At 66.3% G+C, this 13,995-nt stretch carries 16 protein-coding genes; 7 read left to right on the plus strand and 9 right to left on the minus strand.

The window, feature by feature from the left end; translation table 11 throughout:
• Positions 1 to 9: 9 nt before the first annotated feature.
• From ACTIEW_RS04965 to ACTIEW_RS04975, 3 genes are read right to left on the minus strand one after another with little or no spacing between them, the layout of a single operon-like run.
• Complete coding sequence (locus tag ACTIEW_RS04965) at positions 10 to 1,065, minus strand: 2-oxoacid:ferredoxin oxidoreductase subunit beta (protein WP_439476812.1); 1,056 nt, start codon at positions 1,063 to 1,065, stop codon at positions 10 to 12.
• Positions 1,062 to 2,900 carry a 2-oxoacid:acceptor oxidoreductase subunit alpha gene (locus tag ACTIEW_RS04970; protein WP_439476813.1) on the minus strand — a complete coding sequence of 613 codons (1,839 nt, stop codon included), beginning with the start codon at positions 2,898 to 2,900 and terminating at the stop codon, positions 1,062 to 1,064. Before ACTIEW_RS04970 ends, ACTIEW_RS04965 begins: the two co-directional genes overlap by 4 nt.
• Complete coding sequence (locus ACTIEW_RS04975) at positions 2,897 to 4,678, minus strand: FAD-dependent oxidoreductase (RefSeq protein WP_439476814.1); 1,782 nt, start codon at positions 4,676 to 4,678, stop codon at positions 2,897 to 2,899. The genes ACTIEW_RS04970 and ACTIEW_RS04975 overlap by 4 nt, the downstream gene beginning before the upstream one ends.
• A gap of 358 nt (positions 4,679 to 5,036) precedes the next feature.
• Here ACTIEW_RS04975 and ACTIEW_RS04980 point away from each other — a divergent pair, with 358 nt between their 5' ends.
• Positions 5,037 to 5,576 (plus strand): MarR family winged helix-turn-helix transcriptional regulator, encoded by a 540-nt coding sequence (locus tag ACTIEW_RS04980; RefSeq protein WP_439476815.1) that lies wholly within the window; start codon positions 5,037 to 5,039, stop codon positions 5,574 to 5,576.
• Positions 5,577 to 5,628: 52 nt separating this feature from the next.
• Here ACTIEW_RS04980 and ACTIEW_RS04985 read toward each other — a convergent pair whose 3' ends face one another.
• Positions 5,629 to 6,459, minus strand: a complete 831-nt coding sequence (locus tag ACTIEW_RS04985) for a universal stress protein (RefSeq protein WP_439476816.1) — start codon at positions 6,457 to 6,459, stop codon at positions 5,629 to 5,631.
• Between the two features lie 113 nt (positions 6,460 to 6,572).
• On the opposite strand from ACTIEW_RS04985, the gene ACTIEW_RS04990 reads away from it, so the two are divergent.
• The 5 genes from ACTIEW_RS04990 to ACTIEW_RS05010 all read left to right on the plus strand — a co-directional run bounded on the left by ACTIEW_RS04990 (position 6,573) and on the right by ACTIEW_RS05010 (position 10,776).
• A complete protein-coding gene (locus tag ACTIEW_RS04990) occupies positions 6,573 to 6,935 on the plus strand; it encodes a c-type cytochrome (protein WP_439476817.1) in 363 nt (120 codons plus the stop codon).
• Complete coding sequence (locus ACTIEW_RS04995) at positions 6,932 to 7,435, plus strand: pyridoxamine 5'-phosphate oxidase family protein (protein ID WP_439476818.1); 504 nt, start codon at positions 6,932 to 6,934, stop codon at positions 7,433 to 7,435. Before ACTIEW_RS04990 ends, ACTIEW_RS04995 begins: the two co-directional genes overlap by 4 nt.
• Positions 7,436 to 7,501: 66 nt before the next feature.
• On the plus strand, positions 7,502 to 8,362 hold the full coding sequence (locus tag ACTIEW_RS05000; RefSeq protein WP_439476819.1) for a universal stress protein: 861 nt from the start codon (positions 7,502 to 7,504) through the stop codon (positions 8,360 to 8,362).
• A gap of 72 nt (positions 8,363 to 8,434) precedes the next feature.
• Positions 8,435 to 10,012: an MBL fold metallo-hydrolase gene (locus ACTIEW_RS05005; RefSeq protein ID WP_439476820.1), complete on the plus strand. Its 1,578-nt coding sequence runs from the start codon at positions 8,435 to 8,437 to the stop codon at positions 10,010 to 10,012.
• Positions 10,012 to 10,776: a TIGR00730 family Rossman fold protein gene (locus ACTIEW_RS05010; RefSeq protein ID WP_439476821.1), complete on the plus strand. Its 765-nt coding sequence runs from the start codon at positions 10,012 to 10,014 to the stop codon at positions 10,774 to 10,776. Before ACTIEW_RS05005 ends, ACTIEW_RS05010 begins: the two co-directional genes overlap by 1 nt.
• 1 nt (position 10,777) lies before the next feature.
• Here ACTIEW_RS05010 and ACTIEW_RS05015 read toward each other — a convergent pair whose 3' ends face one another.
• Both ACTIEW_RS05015 and ACTIEW_RS05020 read right to left on the minus strand, forming a co-directional pair.
• Positions 10,778 to 11,119 (minus strand): ATP-binding protein, encoded by a 342-nt coding sequence (locus tag ACTIEW_RS05015; protein ID WP_439476822.1) that lies wholly within the window; start codon positions 11,117 to 11,119, stop codon positions 10,778 to 10,780.
• Positions 11,120 to 11,221: 102 nt separating this feature from the next.
• On the minus strand, positions 11,222 to 11,413 hold the full coding sequence (locus ACTIEW_RS05020) for a histidine kinase dimerization/phosphoacceptor domain -containing protein (RefSeq protein ID WP_439476823.1): 192 nt from the start codon (positions 11,411 to 11,413) through the stop codon (positions 11,222 to 11,224).
• 52 nt (positions 11,414 to 11,465) lie between these two features.
• Here ACTIEW_RS05020 and ACTIEW_RS05025 point away from each other — a divergent pair, with 52 nt between their 5' ends.
• Positions 11,466 to 12,134 (plus strand): NAD(P)H-dependent oxidoreductase, encoded by a 669-nt coding sequence (locus ACTIEW_RS05025; RefSeq protein WP_439476824.1) that lies wholly within the window; start codon positions 11,466 to 11,468, stop codon positions 12,132 to 12,134.
• Positions 12,135 to 12,137: 3 nt separating this feature from the next.
• Here the strand turns inward: ACTIEW_RS05025 and ACTIEW_RS05030 are convergent, their stop codons facing one another.
• The 3 genes from ACTIEW_RS05030 to ACTIEW_RS05040 all read right to left on the minus strand — a co-directional run bounded on the left by ACTIEW_RS05030 (position 12,138) and on the right by ACTIEW_RS05040 (position 13,924).
• On the minus strand, positions 12,138 to 12,905 hold the full coding sequence (locus tag ACTIEW_RS05030; protein ID WP_439476825.1) for an SDR family NAD(P)-dependent oxidoreductase: 768 nt from the start codon (positions 12,903 to 12,905) through the stop codon (positions 12,138 to 12,140).
• A 4-nt stretch (positions 12,906 to 12,909) separates the two neighbouring features.
• On the minus strand, positions 12,910 to 13,476 hold the full coding sequence (locus ACTIEW_RS05035) for a CC0125/CC1285 family lipoprotein (protein ID WP_439476826.1): 567 nt from the start codon (positions 13,474 to 13,476) through the stop codon (positions 12,910 to 12,912).
• Between the two features lie 61 nt (positions 13,477 to 13,537).
• Positions 13,538 to 13,924: a response regulator gene (locus ACTIEW_RS05040; protein ID WP_439476827.1), complete on the minus strand. Its 387-nt coding sequence runs from the start codon at positions 13,922 to 13,924 to the stop codon at positions 13,538 to 13,540.
• Positions 13,925 to 13,995 lie beyond the last annotated feature (71 nt).

A 13,995-nucleotide genomic window follows, 5' to 3' on the forward strand; every position in this document is an offset into this window, starting at 1 on the left:
TCCCGACGGTTAGCGCAGCCCCGCGTTGATCCTGACGAGGGCGGCCGTTCCCGGGACCAGTTCGGCGTCGGACAGGGCGTTGAGCGGCTTGGCGACCGTCGCCAGGGCGTCATGCAAATCTTCGGACTCGGGGTCGACATAGAGCAGGCCGGTGACGATCTCGCCGACGGCCCCCCGTTCGTGCAGATAGGCCATGGCCTTGACCCGGTCCGTCGCGTCGTAGTCCCGGGCGACCTTGCGCAGCATCAGGATCGAACCGTCGTGCTGGGCCACCTCGACCAGGGAACCGGGTGCGTAGGCGGCCGTCACGGGCGCCCGGCCAAGGATCACGTCCAGCCGGTTGACCGCCTCATTGTGCTCGCGCACCCAGTCGAAACTCTTGGTCGATCCCTTGTGGTTGTTGAACGCCACACACGGACTGAGGACGTCGATGAAGGCAGCCCCCTTGTGCGTCAGGGCCGCCTTGATCAGCGGCACCAGCTGGTCCTTGTCGCCGGAGAAGCTGCGGCCGACAAAAGTCGCGCCGAGCTGCAGGGCCATGGCGACCAGATCGATGCCGCTGTCCGAATTGACCGCACCCTTCTTGGACTTGCTGCCCTTGTCGGCGGTGGCGGAGAACTGGCCCTTGGTCAGGCCGTAGACGCCATTATTCTCGACGATATAGGCCATGTTGACCCCCCGCCGCATGGCGTGGGCGAACTGGCCCAGACCGATCGAGGCGCTGTCGCCGTCGCCGGAGACGCCCAGGTATATCAGCTCTCGATTGGCCAGATTGGCGCCGGTCAGCACCGACGGCATCCGTCCGTGCACGGTGTTGAAGCCATGGCTGGCGCTGAGGAAATAGTCCGGCGTCTTGGACGAGCAGCCGATCCCCGACAGCTTGGCGAGACGATGGGGCTCCAGATCGATCTCGAAACAGGCCTGAACGATGGCGGCGCTGATCGAGTCGTGGCCGCAGCCGGCGCACAGGGTCGAGACCCGGCCCTCGTAGTCGCGGCGGGTGAAGCCGAGCTTGTTGGTCGGCAGGGACGGGTGATGGAACTGCGGCTTGACGATCCAGGTCATTGCGCCATCTCCCCGGCCGCATTGGCGTCGACCGCGCCCATCCCCCGGGCCAGCTCGGCCTGGATGAAGCGCGCGGTGATTGGCGAGCCGTCATAGTTGAGCACCTTGACCAGCCGGGCCGGGTCTACCCCGCCCTCGTTGATCAGCAGGGTGCGAAGCTGGGCGTCGCGGTTCTGCTCGACCACGAAGACCAGTTCGTGATGGGCGACAAAGTCGAACACCTCGCCCGGGAACGGGAAGGCGCGGATGCGCAGGGCGTCCACGTTCAGGCCCTGCGCCTCGAGACCCGCCAGGGCCTCGTCCATCGCCGGCGAGGTCGAGCCGTAGTAGATCACGCCATAGGATGTCTGTTTTGGGGCCTTCCGCAGGATCGGAGCGGGGACCAGCGCCTTGGCCGTGTCGAATTTGCGCAGCAGCCGCTCCATGTTGTCGACATAGACGGAACCTTCCTCGCTGTAGCGGGCATAGGGATCGCGCGAGGTGCCGCGGGTGAAGTAGGCGCCCCTGGACGGATGTGTCGCCGGCAGGGTGCGGAACGGGATGCCGTCGCCGTCGACATCCTTGTAGCGGCCGAAGTCGGCGCCCGCCTCGAGCATTTCGGCGGTCATGACCTTGCCGTGGTCGAGGGCGCGGCTGTCGTCCCAACGGAAAGGGTCGACCAGCCATTCGTTCATGCCCATGTCCAGGTCGAGCATGACGAAGACCATGGTCTGCAGCCGGTCGGCCAGATCGAAGGCCTGGGCGCCCATTTCGAAGCATTCGCCCGGACCTTCGGGCAACAGCAGGACATGTTTGGTGTCCCCGTGGCTGGCGTAGGCGGCCGAGAGGATGTCCGACTGCTGGGTGCGGGTCGGCATGCCGGTGGATGGACCGCCGCGCTGAACGTCGAAGATCACAGCGGGAATCTCGGCGAAGTAGGAAAGGCCGATGAACTCCTGCATCAGCGAAACACCCGGTCCCGAAGTGCAGGTGAACGCGCGCGCGCCGTTCCAGCCGGCGCCGACGACCATGCCGATCGAGGCGATCTCGTCCTCCGCCTGGACGATGGCGTAGCGGGCTTGCCCGGTCTCCGGATCGTGGCGCAGCTTGCCGCAGTAGTCCGTAAAGGCTTCCGCCAGCGAGGTCGACGGGGTGATGGGGTACCAGGCGCAGACCGTGGCCCCTCCATAGACAGCGCCGAGCGCCGCCGCGGTGTTGCCGTCCACGAAGATCCGATCGCCCACCGCATCGGTCCGCTTCAGCCGCAGACCGAGCGGCTTGAGGTTCTGTTTCGCGTGGTCAAAGCCGATGTGCAGGGCCTCGATATTGGCCGGGATCATCGCCGGCTTGGAGGCGTACTCCTCCGCCAGAAGCGCTTCGACCACCTCCTGCTCGATGCCGAGCAGGAAGGTCAGGGCGCCGAGGCCGATGATGTTCTTCATCACCTTGCGCTTGGACGGCTCGACGTAGGCGGCGTTGCACAGGGCGGTCAGCGGGACGCCGACCACCGTGATGTCATCACGAAACTTGCTGGCCGGCATGGGTTTGGTGGAATCGTAGAACAGGTAGCCGCCCGGATCGATCTCGGCGACGTCGCGGTCCCAGGTCTGGGGGTTCAGGGCGACCATCAGGTCGACGCCGCCACGCCGACCCAGCCAGCCAGGGCCGCTGACGCGGATCTCGTACCAGGTCGGCAGACCCTGGATGTTCGACGGGAAGATGTTCCGCGCGGCTACCGCCACCCCCATCCGCAGGATCGCCTTGACGAACAGGCCGTTGGCGCTGGCCGAGCCCGAGCCGTTGACGTTGGCGAACTTCACCACGAAGTCGTTCACCGCCCGGGTTTGAGGGGTCATTTCGAGCACCCGCCGGCGTGGGTCATGTCGATGACGACCTTCTGCATGTCCCAGGCCCCGGTCGGGCAGCGCTCGGCGCACAGGCCGCAGTGCAGGCATACGTCCTCGTCCTTCACCAGCACCCGTCCCGTGGGCAGGGCTCCGGATATGTAGAGGTCCTGGGTCAGGTTCAGGGCCGGCGCCTTGAGGCGGGGGCGCAGCTCCTCCTCGTCTCCATTGACGGTGAAGGTGATGCAGTCGGTCGGGCAGATGTCGGCGCAGGCGTCGCATTCGATGCACAGAGGCGTGGTGAACACCGTCTGGACGTCGCAGTTGAGACAGCGCTGGGCTTCGGCCAGGGCGAGGGCGGCGTCGAAGCCCAGCTCGACCTCGGCCTTCACATTGGCCAGGGCCTCTGCCGTGGGCAGTTGGGGCACGACCTGGCGATCCTCGTCGGAGATGTCGTTGTCGTAGCTCCATTCGTGGATGCCCATCTTCTGGGACGAGACCAGCACGCCGGGCGGGGGTCTGAGCCGCACATCATTGCCACGACAGAAGTGGTCGATGGAGATCGCCGCGTCATGACCATGGGCCACCGCCCAGATGATGTTCTTGGGCCCGAACGCCGCATCGCCTCCGAAGAAGATCTTGTCGTTGGTCGACTGAAGGGTGGTCTCATTGACGACGGGCATGCCCCATTCATCGAACGCCAGCCCGATGTCGCGCTCGATCCAGGGAAAGGCGTTCTCCTGACCGATGGCCACCAGCACGTCGTCGCACTCGATGTGCTGATCAGGCGCGCCCGTCGGCCTGAGCGTGCGGCGCCCCTTCTCGTCGATCACCGGGGTGACCTTCTCGAAGGTGATCCCGGTCAGCTGGCCGTCGGCGTGGGTGAAGGCCTTGGGGACAAGGAAGTTGAGGATCGGGATGCCCTCGTGCGTCGCGTCTGTCTTCTCCCAGGGTGAGGCCTTCATTTCCTCGAAACCGGAGCGGACGACGACCTTGACGTCCTCGCCGCCGAGGCGACGGGCGGTGCGGCAACAGTCCATGGCCGTATTGCCGCCACCCAGAACGATCACCCGCCGACCGATCTTCTCGATGTGGCCGAAGGAGACGCTGGAGAGCCAGTCGATGCCGATGTGGATGTTGCGGGCGGCCTCCTGTCGGCCGGGAACGTCCAGGTCGCGCCCGCGTGGCGCCCCGGTGCCGACGAAGATGGCGTCGTAGTCTTCCTTGAGCAGCGCGCCCAGGCTGTCGATGCGCTCACCCAGCCGCATCTCGAGGCCGAGGTTGGTGATGTAGCCCATCTCTTCGTCGATCACACTCTCGGGCAGGCGAAAGCGGGGGATCTGGCTGCGGATCATGCCGCCCGACTTGGCGTCGGCGTCATAGACGACGACGTGATATCCGAGCGGGGCGAGGTCCCGCGCCACGGTCATCGAGGCCGGTCCCGCGCCTATGCAGGCGATCTTCTTGCCGATCCGGTTGACCGGCGCGCGCGGCATGCGGGCCGAGACATCGCCCTTGTTGTCGGCCGCCACGCGTTTGAGCCGGCAGATGGCGACCGGCTCGTCCTCGATCCGCCCGCGGCGACAGGCGGGCTCGCACGGGCGATCGCAGGTCCGCCCGAGGATGCCGGGGAAGACGTTGGACTTCCAGTTGACCATATAGGCGTCGGCGTGGCGCCCCTGGGCGATCAGCCGGATGTATTCGGGAACGGGCGTATGGGCCGGACAGGCCCACTGGCAATCGACGACCTTGTGGAAATACTCAGGCGCCTCGGTGTTCGTGGACTCCAACGCGTGGAACTCCTCTTCCCCCGCTCCGGTGCCCGGGTGAGAGGAGCCGTCCCATCTACACAGGATCACTCGCCCTACGCACGCAACAGATGCTCAAGCTGTTGTTCTAGACCGCGCCTGAGGTCCTAACCAGTATGTCCCGACGAATATTTGTCGGATGCTGTCATCTGTGAATCGCCCTGCGCTGAAAGCCTCGTCCGGGCCGGTTCCTGGAAAATCTCCCCAGTCACGACTGATTATTGAGACCACCCCTGACGCATGATGTTCCAGGCGGGCTCGCTGTTGCGACGGGGTCAGGTTGCGCGCGGCGCGCGAACCTGTTTGGACTGGTCCCAGCGGAGTTGGAGGCTCAATCAATATGTCGGGCGAGGAGTCGGAAGAATGTGCAAGGGAGGCGTCGGGCGCGTTTGAGCCCCTCACCGCCGGCCACCTGTTCTTCCTGCTGCACCACCTGGTCCGACAGCGCGAGAATGCTCTGGGTCGGGAACTGGTCCAGACGGGACTGACGCTCAGTCAGTGGCAGGTCCTCGCCACCTTGAGTCGGCTGGACAGGGCCACGATGGGCGAGGTCGCGGCCTTCTGCGCCACGGACCGCACGACCCTGACCCGGACCGTCGACCGCATGGTCGAGGTTGGGCTTGTCCAGCGCGATCGCGATCCTGTTGATCGCCGGCAGGTGCGTCTGAACCTGACCGACAAGGGGCGGGAGGTTTTCCAGCGCGCCCTGCTGGACGTGACGCGTTTCAACGACCGGGTCACGGGCGTGCTGAAAGCCGAGGAAGTGGAGCGGTTTCAGCCAATGATCCGGCGGGTTTTGACTCACGTCCTTGAGGACAAGGAGTGGGTGGACGACCTGATGGCCTTCCGCCGGCTTAAGGCCACGGGACCCGCGGCATGAGTTGACCGGCCGACCCCGTGATCGGCCTGCGCGCCCCTTTTGATCTTCGACGCTAGTGCGAGAGGCAGAGGCAGATCAGGCTGTCCTTGATGAGATCCCGGGTCACGCCTCCGAGCGCCCACTCCCGCAGGCGTGTGTGACCGTAGCCACCCGCCACGATCAGACCTGCGCGTCGGGCGAGGGCTTCGTCGAGGACCTGACGCCCGGCGGAGGCCTCGGTCGGGGCTACGACCATGGGCTCGGCAGCGATTCCGTGTCGGCCCAGAAAGCGCACGATGTCAGACAATTCGCCGTCGGCGGCTTCAATCTCGTCAGGGGAGCGGATGGCATAGACGGTGACGCCCCTCGCCCGCTGCAGCAGTGGAAGAGCCGCGGACAAGGCAAGGCGGGCTTCCCGGCAATCCTTCCACGCGACGAGGGCCGGCTCGCCGACCGGATTCCGGACGCGGGTCGGCGGGGTCACCAGCACGGGGCGTCCGCTTCCCATCAGGACGTCGGCCACATCCGGAGCGTGATAGGGCGCGCGCGAGTTGCGGCCGCCGAGGATGACCAGGTCAACCGCCCGCGCTTCGCGCGAACACACCTCGCCGGGAAACCCGATCTGGCCTCGCCAATCGGCGTCGACGTCTCTCGCGCGAATGATGTCGGCGAACCGCTCTGAGGCGCGCTTTACCTCGGCCTCCGCCATGTCGCGATAGAGAGCCAGCAATTCGCCGACCATGGCCCCGCCGCCGAGCGGATCATATAGCGGCGGCGCGATAGACCCGGTGCAGAGGCCGGTCAGATGGGCGTTGAATGCATTCGCGAGGTCGCAAGCCAGTTCGAGACGGCTGTCGCTCTCGGCGCCGTCATCGACGGCGACAAGAAGGCTGGCGTAGGTCATGGCGGTCTCCGTCTGTTGCCAAAGAGAACGGCGCCCTGTGATCGCCCGCCTTGATCAGGATCAACGACCCTGTTTGACGGACCCCCCAAGGTGGGATGCTCTGGAGATGCACCATGTTCCTTGCTCGCCTGACCGTCGCCCTCCTGCTGAGCTGCGCCGCTTGCGCAAGCCCGGAGCCCCTGTCCATGACGGTGTTGACGACCCACGACACAGCAGAGCAGGCAGCCGTGCGCGGCCAGCAGCTCGCGACCCAGGCCTGCGCGGGCTGCCATGCGGTGAGCGCTGTCGGTGACAGTCCGATGGCGGAGGCCACACCGTTTCGCGAGATTGTTCACCGCTACCCGCTCGATCAGCTGGAGGAAGCCTTCGCCGAAGGCCTGGTCACCGGCCACCCCGCCATGCCGGCCTATGTCTTTCGGGCCAGCGAGATCGACGACCTGATCGCCTATCTGGAAACCGTGAAAGCCGAGCCATGAACGCCGCGACCCCTCCGCCCATTCACGACCGTGCAGTCGACGCCATTGTCGAGCTGCTTGATCGCGAGCGGCTGATGACCCTGGCCTGCATCCGGCCCGACGGTTGGCCGCAAGCGACGACGGTGGGCTACCTGAATGACGGCCTGAACCTCTATTTCGTCGTCGCCCGAACGAGCCAGAAATTCGCCAACCTCCAGGCCGACTCCCGCGCCTCGGTGGCTATCCGCTCCGAAAGCGGGGGCCATGGCGACGGCGTCGGGGTGTCCATGGCAGGTCATGTCGTTGAGGTTGTCGAGCCTCAAACTGTGGATCATCTCAACGGGAAGGTGATCGAGCGGTACCCGGACGTCCACATCTATTGTCCGGCGGGAGATGCCGTGGCTGTAATGCATTTCGCGCCGGCGATCATCTCCGCAGTCGGCGTCGTTCACGGTCGAAGCGAAGCCCGAACATACGCGATTGGTGATCTCGAGGCTCAAGGCGTTTCGCGCTTTTTCTGACCCCTTGACGCTGATCAAATGCGGGCGCCCGCCGTTGGCCCATGGTTCTTCGCAGGGAGAACCACCATGAGCCTGAAACGCATCCTTGCCCTGGCCTCTGGCGGCGCTGGCGACCCGTCGGCCTTGGCCTTTGCCGCCTGGCTGGCGGGTCAGCACGACGCCGTGGCGGAGGTCGTCCCCGTCTATCCCGACTCAGTGGTTGATATGGTCACCCTGGGCCTGGTGCTCGGCGCCACGCTTTCCCGGGACGCCTTTGAGGAGTTGGCGGAGGCGGAGCGGACGATGCAAGGCCGCATCGAAGTCGCCGCGCGCCAGTCGGCGAATGCGGCGGATGTGGTCTATGGGGCTGGAGAAGGCGCGCCCCGGCTGTCTGTTCTCACGCGGGGGCTTCGGCCAGCGCTCGCCCTGTCCCGAAACGCGGCCTTGGCCGACCTCATCGTGATTGCCCAGGAAGGGCTCAAGACAGGACCGCTCGAGGACCTTCTGAGCCAGGCGCTGCTGGGTGATCGCGCGCCGGTGCTGATCACCCGAGGCGATCCCGATCGTCTGTCCGGGCCGGCGGCGATCGCCTGGGATGGAAGCCCGCAAGCCGGGCGCGCGGTTCGTGCCGCCCTGCCGCTGCTGGCGATGGCCAGCGGCATCCATGTGCTCCAGTGCGTCAGCAGCCTCGACCGGGAGGCCGCGGACCCGGACATCGACCTGCTCAACGACTATCTCAGGCTTCATGGCGTGGGCGCAGGCGTAGCGACTATGTTGGAGGGCGAGGATGCAGGCGCGGTCCTGCTCGCGGCGGCCGAAGGCAAGCGGGCCGGGTTGCTCGTAGCCGGGGCCTGGGGCCATTCGCGGCTTCGGGAGACAATCTTCGGCGGCGCTACGCGGAGTTTTCTGCGCCGGAACGACGGTCCCAGTCTTCTGCTGGCGCACTGACATGGCCATTGGCGTCGACTCCCATGTCAACGCCGTCAGGCGGTCCATTTCGCTTTTCCAGGGACCCACGTCGTGAATGCTGAACTGACCTTTCACGGTGCGGCCGAGTGCGTCACCGGTTCCTGCATGCTGCTGGAGGCCGCCGGTAGGCGCATTCTGATCGATTGCGGCATGTTCCAGGGGCCGAAGACCCTCAAGGCGCTCAACTACGAACCTTTCCCGTTCGCGGCGGACTCGCTCGACGCGGTGCTGCTGACTCACGCCCATATCGACCACTCGGGATTGCTCCCGAAGCTGGTCAGGGCCGGCTATCGAGGGCCTATCTTCACGACGCGAGGCACGCGGGATCTGTGCGAGGTGATGCTGGCGGACTCGGCGAGCATCCAGGAAAGCGAGGTGCGACACCTCAATCGGCGCAACGCCCAGCGTGGCCTTGGGCCCGTGGAGCCGATCTACACCTCCCGGGATGTCGAAAACACCCTGCGGCTGTTTGAGCGGGCCAAGTTCGGCGAGTCGACGCCGATCATCGAGGGCGTGCAAGCGACCTGGTGGCCGGCCGGTCACCTTCTGGGCGCCGCATCCATCCAGGTGCAGGTCGGCGAGGGGGCCGAGGGCCTGAACCTGCTGTTTTCGGGCGACATCGGGTCAGGGCGGCAGCCCTTCCTGCCGCATCCCGACGGCCCCGTCGGAGTCGACCATGTGATTCTGGAGAGCACTTATGGGGATCGCGAGCGCATTGATCTGGAGTTGGTCGCCCGACGCCGCGCGCTCGCCGAAGAACTGCGTCAGGCGCGAGCGGCGGGGGGACCGCTGCTGCTTCCAACCTTCGCCGTCGGGCGCGCCCAGGAACTGATCCTCGACCTGCTGGCGGTGATGGAGGCAGAGCCGGACCTCGCCGCCGACATCTTCCTCGACTCACCGCTCGCCATCGAAGCGACGGAGGTCTTCTTGCGGCGCGGATGGAACCCGGACACCGGCGAGAACCCGTTCGAGCTGCTTCGCCAAGCTACGCGTCTGCACCACCTGATGCGTCCCCAGGAAAGCGATCGGCTCGAGCGGCTAAGTGGATGGCACATCATCCTGGCCGGCAGCGGCATGTGCGACGCCGGACGCATCCGCCGCCACCTCAAACGTCTGCTGTGGCGCAAGGAGGTGACCGTCCTGATGACCGGCTTCATGGCCGCTGGCACCCTGGGCCGCATGCTGGTCGAGAGCCGCTCCGCCGTTCGCATCCAGGGCGAGGAGGTCCGGGTCGGCGCACGAATTCGCAATCTCGACTGCTACTCCGGCCATGGCGATGCGACCGATCTGGCGGCCTGGCTCAAGGCGAGAAGTCCCGTTGGAGGGACCGTGCTGCTCGACCACGGCGAACCGGGGGCCCTGGCGGCCATGGCGACCCGGCTGGCCGATGAGGGATACAGGCCGGTCACCGCCCTGCTGGACCAGACCTACCTCCTGACCCGAACGTCGGCGGAGCCGCTGCCCTCCACGGGCGCGCGGCTGGCTCCGGGACGGGCCACCCGGCCGGATTGGCACAATGATCGCTCAGCCTTCCTCGTGGCTCTCAACGAGAGGCTCCAGGCGCTCCCGAACGACGCGGCGCGAGCCCGGCTGGTCGAGAGACTGAGCGGCGTCCTGGAGCCAGCGTGATGACAGATCCCGCCGCGGTGCTGACCGCGCAGGCCGCCAGCCGGGCGTATCTGTTGCCCGTCACCGACGACGCCTTCCTCCTCGGCGACTCCATGCGGGGCGTGCGGTTCCTGATGGAGTTCGCCAAGGCGGATGAAGCCCTTCGCGCCTGGGGCGTCGCGTCTACGATCGTCGTCTTCGGCAGCGCGAGGATCACCGAGGACGGTCCCGGCGACCACGCGCGCTGGTACGCCGAGGCCCGCCGGTTCGCGGCCCTGGCCTCGCGCGAGGGCGGTGCGCTCCACAGCGGCGGCCAGCCGAGACAGAACGTCATCGCCACCGGAGGCGGTCCGGGAATCATGGCCGCGGCCAACCGCGGCGCGGCGGACGCCGGCGCACCCTCGATCGGCTTCAACATCAGCCTGCCGCAGGAGCAGGAGCCGAACGTCTGGTCGACGCCGGATCTGACTTTCCGGTTCCACTATTTCGCCATGCGCAAGATGCACCTGGCGATGCGCGCCAATGCGCTCGTGGTCTTTCCAGGTGGCTTCGGAACCCTGGACGAATTGTTTGAGATCCTGACCCTGCGCCAAACCGGCAAGATGAGACCGGTGCCGGTCATTCTCGTCGACAAGGCCTACTGGACAGATCTGATCCGCTTCGAGACCCTCCTGAACCAGGGCTTTATCAGTCCGGATGATCTGAAGATGATCCGGTTCGCCGAGGATGGAGCGGATGCCTGGCGCAAGTTCGCCGAGGTCGTGCGGGCCCGGGACGTCGATTGATTCAGGAACCCGGCGGATCGCTCAGGACGCCGGTGAAGATGAGCTCGAAACGGGTCCCTTTCGCATCCAGCGATCGCTGCGCCCGGGCGCCGAGCTGGCTGGCGAGGCGCGAGACGAGCGACATGCCGAAGCCTGGGGACCAGTCGCCGCGCGAACTGCCCACTCCCGAGTCCGAAACGGTCAGTCGGGCGCCGGCTTCAAGACCGTCCAGCGTCACCTCGACGACGCCCGACCGCTCGGCGAGGCCATGCTCCAGGGCGTTGCCGACCAGTTCGGCGGTAATTATCGCCAGGGCGGAAGCGGTTCTGAAATCGGCCCAGAGCGGTTCGATCCGGGTCCGCACCTCGACCTCGCGATCGAGCGCATCCAGCTCGGCGACGTCGCGGCAGATATCGCCCAGCAGGCCATCGAGCCTGACACTGCCGCCGTCGCCCTCCTGTAGTCGCTAATGAAGGTGCATGATCGCCCGGACCCGCCGGCCAGCCTCGCTGAGGACGGTCGCCGCTTCGGGCGTAGCGCTTCGGCTCTCCAGCCTCAGCAGGCTCGCCACCTGTTGCAGGCTGTTGCCGATCTGGTGGTGGGCCGCTTGTATGGCGTCGGCGGGGCCGTGTGATGGTTGAACCGGCCTGTTCAGCATTTCCGTGATCTCCCTCGATCCGATGATTCTAGGTCGGACGGAGTCGCGAGCCTTGAGCCAGATCAAGGCGGGCGAACAAAGGATTCCGGAGACTCGCCATATGCGAACCGCTCCTCCCCGCATCGCCGTCCTCGTCGCCCATCCACGGCGAAGGAGTTTCACGGTCGCCATGGCCCGGGCCTTCGCCGCAGCGGCTCGAGCCGCGGGCGCAGACGTCGTCGAGCGCGACCTCTACCGACTTCACTTCGATCCTCGCCTCCGGGCAAGTGAGATGCCGGATCATCCGGGCGCCACAGTCAGAGCCGACGTGGCCCGGGAACGCGAGGCTATCGCTGAAGCGGATCTCTTTGCGTTCTTCTATCCGCTCTGGTTCAACGCGACGCCGGCGATGATGAAGGGCTATATCGACCGGGTCTTCGGCATGGGCTTCGGCTATACCGCGCTCCAGCACGGCGGCAACCAGCCGGGGCTTCGGGGCCGCAGGATGATCACCTTCACCTCATCGGGCGCCCCCCAGGCCTGGGTCGAGCGCAGTGGGGCGTGGGCGGCGATGCAGACGCATTTCGACGAGCATTTCGCCGCGGTGACCGGCCTGGAAATCATCGGGCACCACAACGTCGGCGGTGTCGGCGGCGGCATGCGCAAGGACGTGGTCGACCGCCACCGTCAGGCGGTCGCGGACCGGGCGCGCCAGATCATTGCCGCCTACCGCCGCGAATAGGGATCAGCGGGCGGTGTAGCCGCCGTCGATGACGAGTTCGGCTCCCGTGACGAATTTCGCTTCGTCAGAGGCGAGGTAGACGGCGCCCCAGGCGATGTCATCCGGCTCTCCGATATGGCCGAGCGGATGCAGGGCGGCCGTCGCCTTTCGGCCCTCTTCCAGATCGCCTTGGCTCGCCAGATGGTTTTCGACCATCGGCGTCCAGATGAAGCCCGGGTGGATCGAGTTCACCCGAATCCTGTCAGCGGCATAGATCAGGGCGTCGGTCTTGGTCATCAGCCGCACCGCCCCCTTCGAGGCGTGATACGGCGGCACGTCCGGCCCGCCGACCAGCCCGTAGATCGACGACAGGTTGATGATCGATCCCCCGCCCGATTGTTTCAGGTGGGGGATGGCGTGCTTGGTGCAAAAGAACACGCCTTTGACGTTGATCGCCTGGACCCAGTCCCATTCTGCCTCGGTGATCTCGTGCGTCGGCTTGTTGGCCCCGGCCACGCCGGCGTTGTTGACCAGGATATCGAGGCGGCCGAACTGCTCGATAATCTCGAGCATCACGGATTTCACCTCGCGCTCGCTCGACACGTCGCAATGCCAATAGGCGATGGCCAGGCCCCGCTCCCTGAGCATCCGGACCAGCTCCAGCCCCTCGGCGTCGAGAACGTCAAGAAGCGCGACGGAGGCGCCTTCTTCCGCCATGCGGATCGCGGTTGCACGGCCAAGGCCCACGGCGCCGCCGGTAATTATGGCGACCTTGTCGATCAGACGGTTCATGGCCTCAGGGCTCCGGGCGGACAATGCGATCTTCGAGCGAGGCCTTGACCGCTCGTGCATCGAAGGCTCGCGCATCGCCTGCGGGCTTTGTCCCGCGGCGCATCACCACCTCGGCGACGGCTTCGTAGGTGGTGATCCGACGGACATCGAATTCAGTGTCCCCACTGTGGCGATCCCATGATCGCCAGCCGGCGCGGGTCCCGTAAGCGTAGCGCCAATGCGGCTCCCAGCCCGGTCCCCACGCCCCGATCGGTTCGCGTACGATCAGGGTGACGTGCTCCTCCGTGTCACGCTCGACCGCATGGAACCAGTCATGGCCGTTCTCCAGAGTGAGCTCGGCCGCCCGGTACAGCAGATAGGTCTCTACCGTCTCGCGGGACGTGAGGCTGTTGCCGGCGAAGACGACCCGCCAGCGTTCCCGCTCGACCTGCAGCTCATGGTAGCCGTCTGTGTGGGCGGGATCGGTCGGTGACGCCGGGTGGTAAGGCGTCGGGGTGGCGCAGCTGCTGAGAAGGGCGGCTCCCCACACCAGGGTTGCGACGACGGACGCGGCTCGGGTAGCTCGGGTCATTCAGACTCTCCTTCGGCTTCCCCCATCTCGGCGGATCTGACGCGGGCCGCCTTGACCGATGTCAATCAGCCCGCATCAGGCGGTCGATCTGCGTGAACAGCATCTCGTCGAGCAGCGGCTTCTCGACGATCGGCGCGCCCGCCGCGGCGGCCCGGCGTCGCAGCGTGTCGGAGGGGGAGGTCGTGATCAGAATCGCGGGTCCTTCGATCCCGCGGTTCCGCAGGGTCGCAAGGAGATCGATCCCGCGATCACCGCTCAGCATCTGGTCGATGATCAGGCAAGCGAAGCGCCGTCCCGGACCCGCGAGCGCCACGGCTTCCCCGGCGGTCCTGCAACAGGCCACCTCAAAGCCGCGTGTGTCGGCCACAAAGGCGAGGGCTCTCAAGACTTCTTGATCGTCATCGACGATCAGGAGAGTCCGTCCTGACTTGTCTTTGGTGGAGGACACTGGAACTCACTCGGAGGACGGGGACCGCCGACCCTTGGCGCCGCCGTGCGGCGCGCGCCTTGACATGGAAC

This window comes from Brevundimonas sp. (assembly GCF_051860745.1).
Classification (GTDB): Bacteria; Pseudomonadota; Alphaproteobacteria; order Caulobacterales; family Caulobacteraceae; genus Brevundimonas.

Bases quoted from the DNA above. Each gene is read 5' to 3' on its own strand.
- ACTIEW_RS04995 (WP_439476818.1), top strand. From the start codon at position 6,932: ATGAACGCCGCGACCCCTCCGCCCATTCACGACCGTGCAGTCGACGCC.
- ACTIEW_RS05030 (WP_439476825.1), bottom strand. From the start codon at position 12,905: ATGAACCGTCTGATCGACAAGGTCGCCATAATTACCGGCGGCGCCGTG.
- ACTIEW_RS04965 (WP_439476812.1), bottom strand. From the start codon at position 1,065: ATGACCTGGATCGTCAAGCCGCAGTTCCATCACCCGTCCCTGCCGACC.
- ACTIEW_RS05000 (WP_439476819.1), top strand. From the start codon at position 7,502: ATGAGCCTGAAACGCATCCTTGCCCTGGCCTCTGGCGGCGCTGGCGAC.
- ACTIEW_RS05010 (WP_439476821.1), top strand. From the start codon at position 10,012: ATGACAGATCCCGCCGCGGTGCTGACCGCGCAGGCCGCCAGCCGGGCG.
- ACTIEW_RS04985 (WP_439476816.1), bottom strand. From the start codon at position 6,459: ATGACCTACGCCAGCCTTCTTGTCGCCGTCGATGACGGCGCCGAGAGC.
- ACTIEW_RS05035 (WP_439476826.1), bottom strand. From the start codon at position 13,476: ATGACCCGAGCTACCCGAGCCGCGTCCGTCGTCGCAACCCTGGTGTGG.
- ACTIEW_RS04980 (WP_439476815.1), top strand. From the start codon at position 5,037: ATGTCGGGCGAGGAGTCGGAAGAATGTGCAAGGGAGGCGTCGGGCGCG.
- ACTIEW_RS05020 (WP_439476823.1), bottom strand. From the start codon at position 11,413: ATGCTGAACAGGCCGGTTCAACCATCACACGGCCCCGCCGACGCCATA.
- ACTIEW_RS04990 (WP_439476817.1), top strand. From the start codon at position 6,573: ATGTTCCTTGCTCGCCTGACCGTCGCCCTCCTGCTGAGCTGCGCCGCT.
- ACTIEW_RS04970 (WP_439476813.1), bottom strand. From the start codon at position 2,900: ATGACCCCTCAAACCCGGGCGGTGAACGACTTCGTGGTGAAGTTCGCC.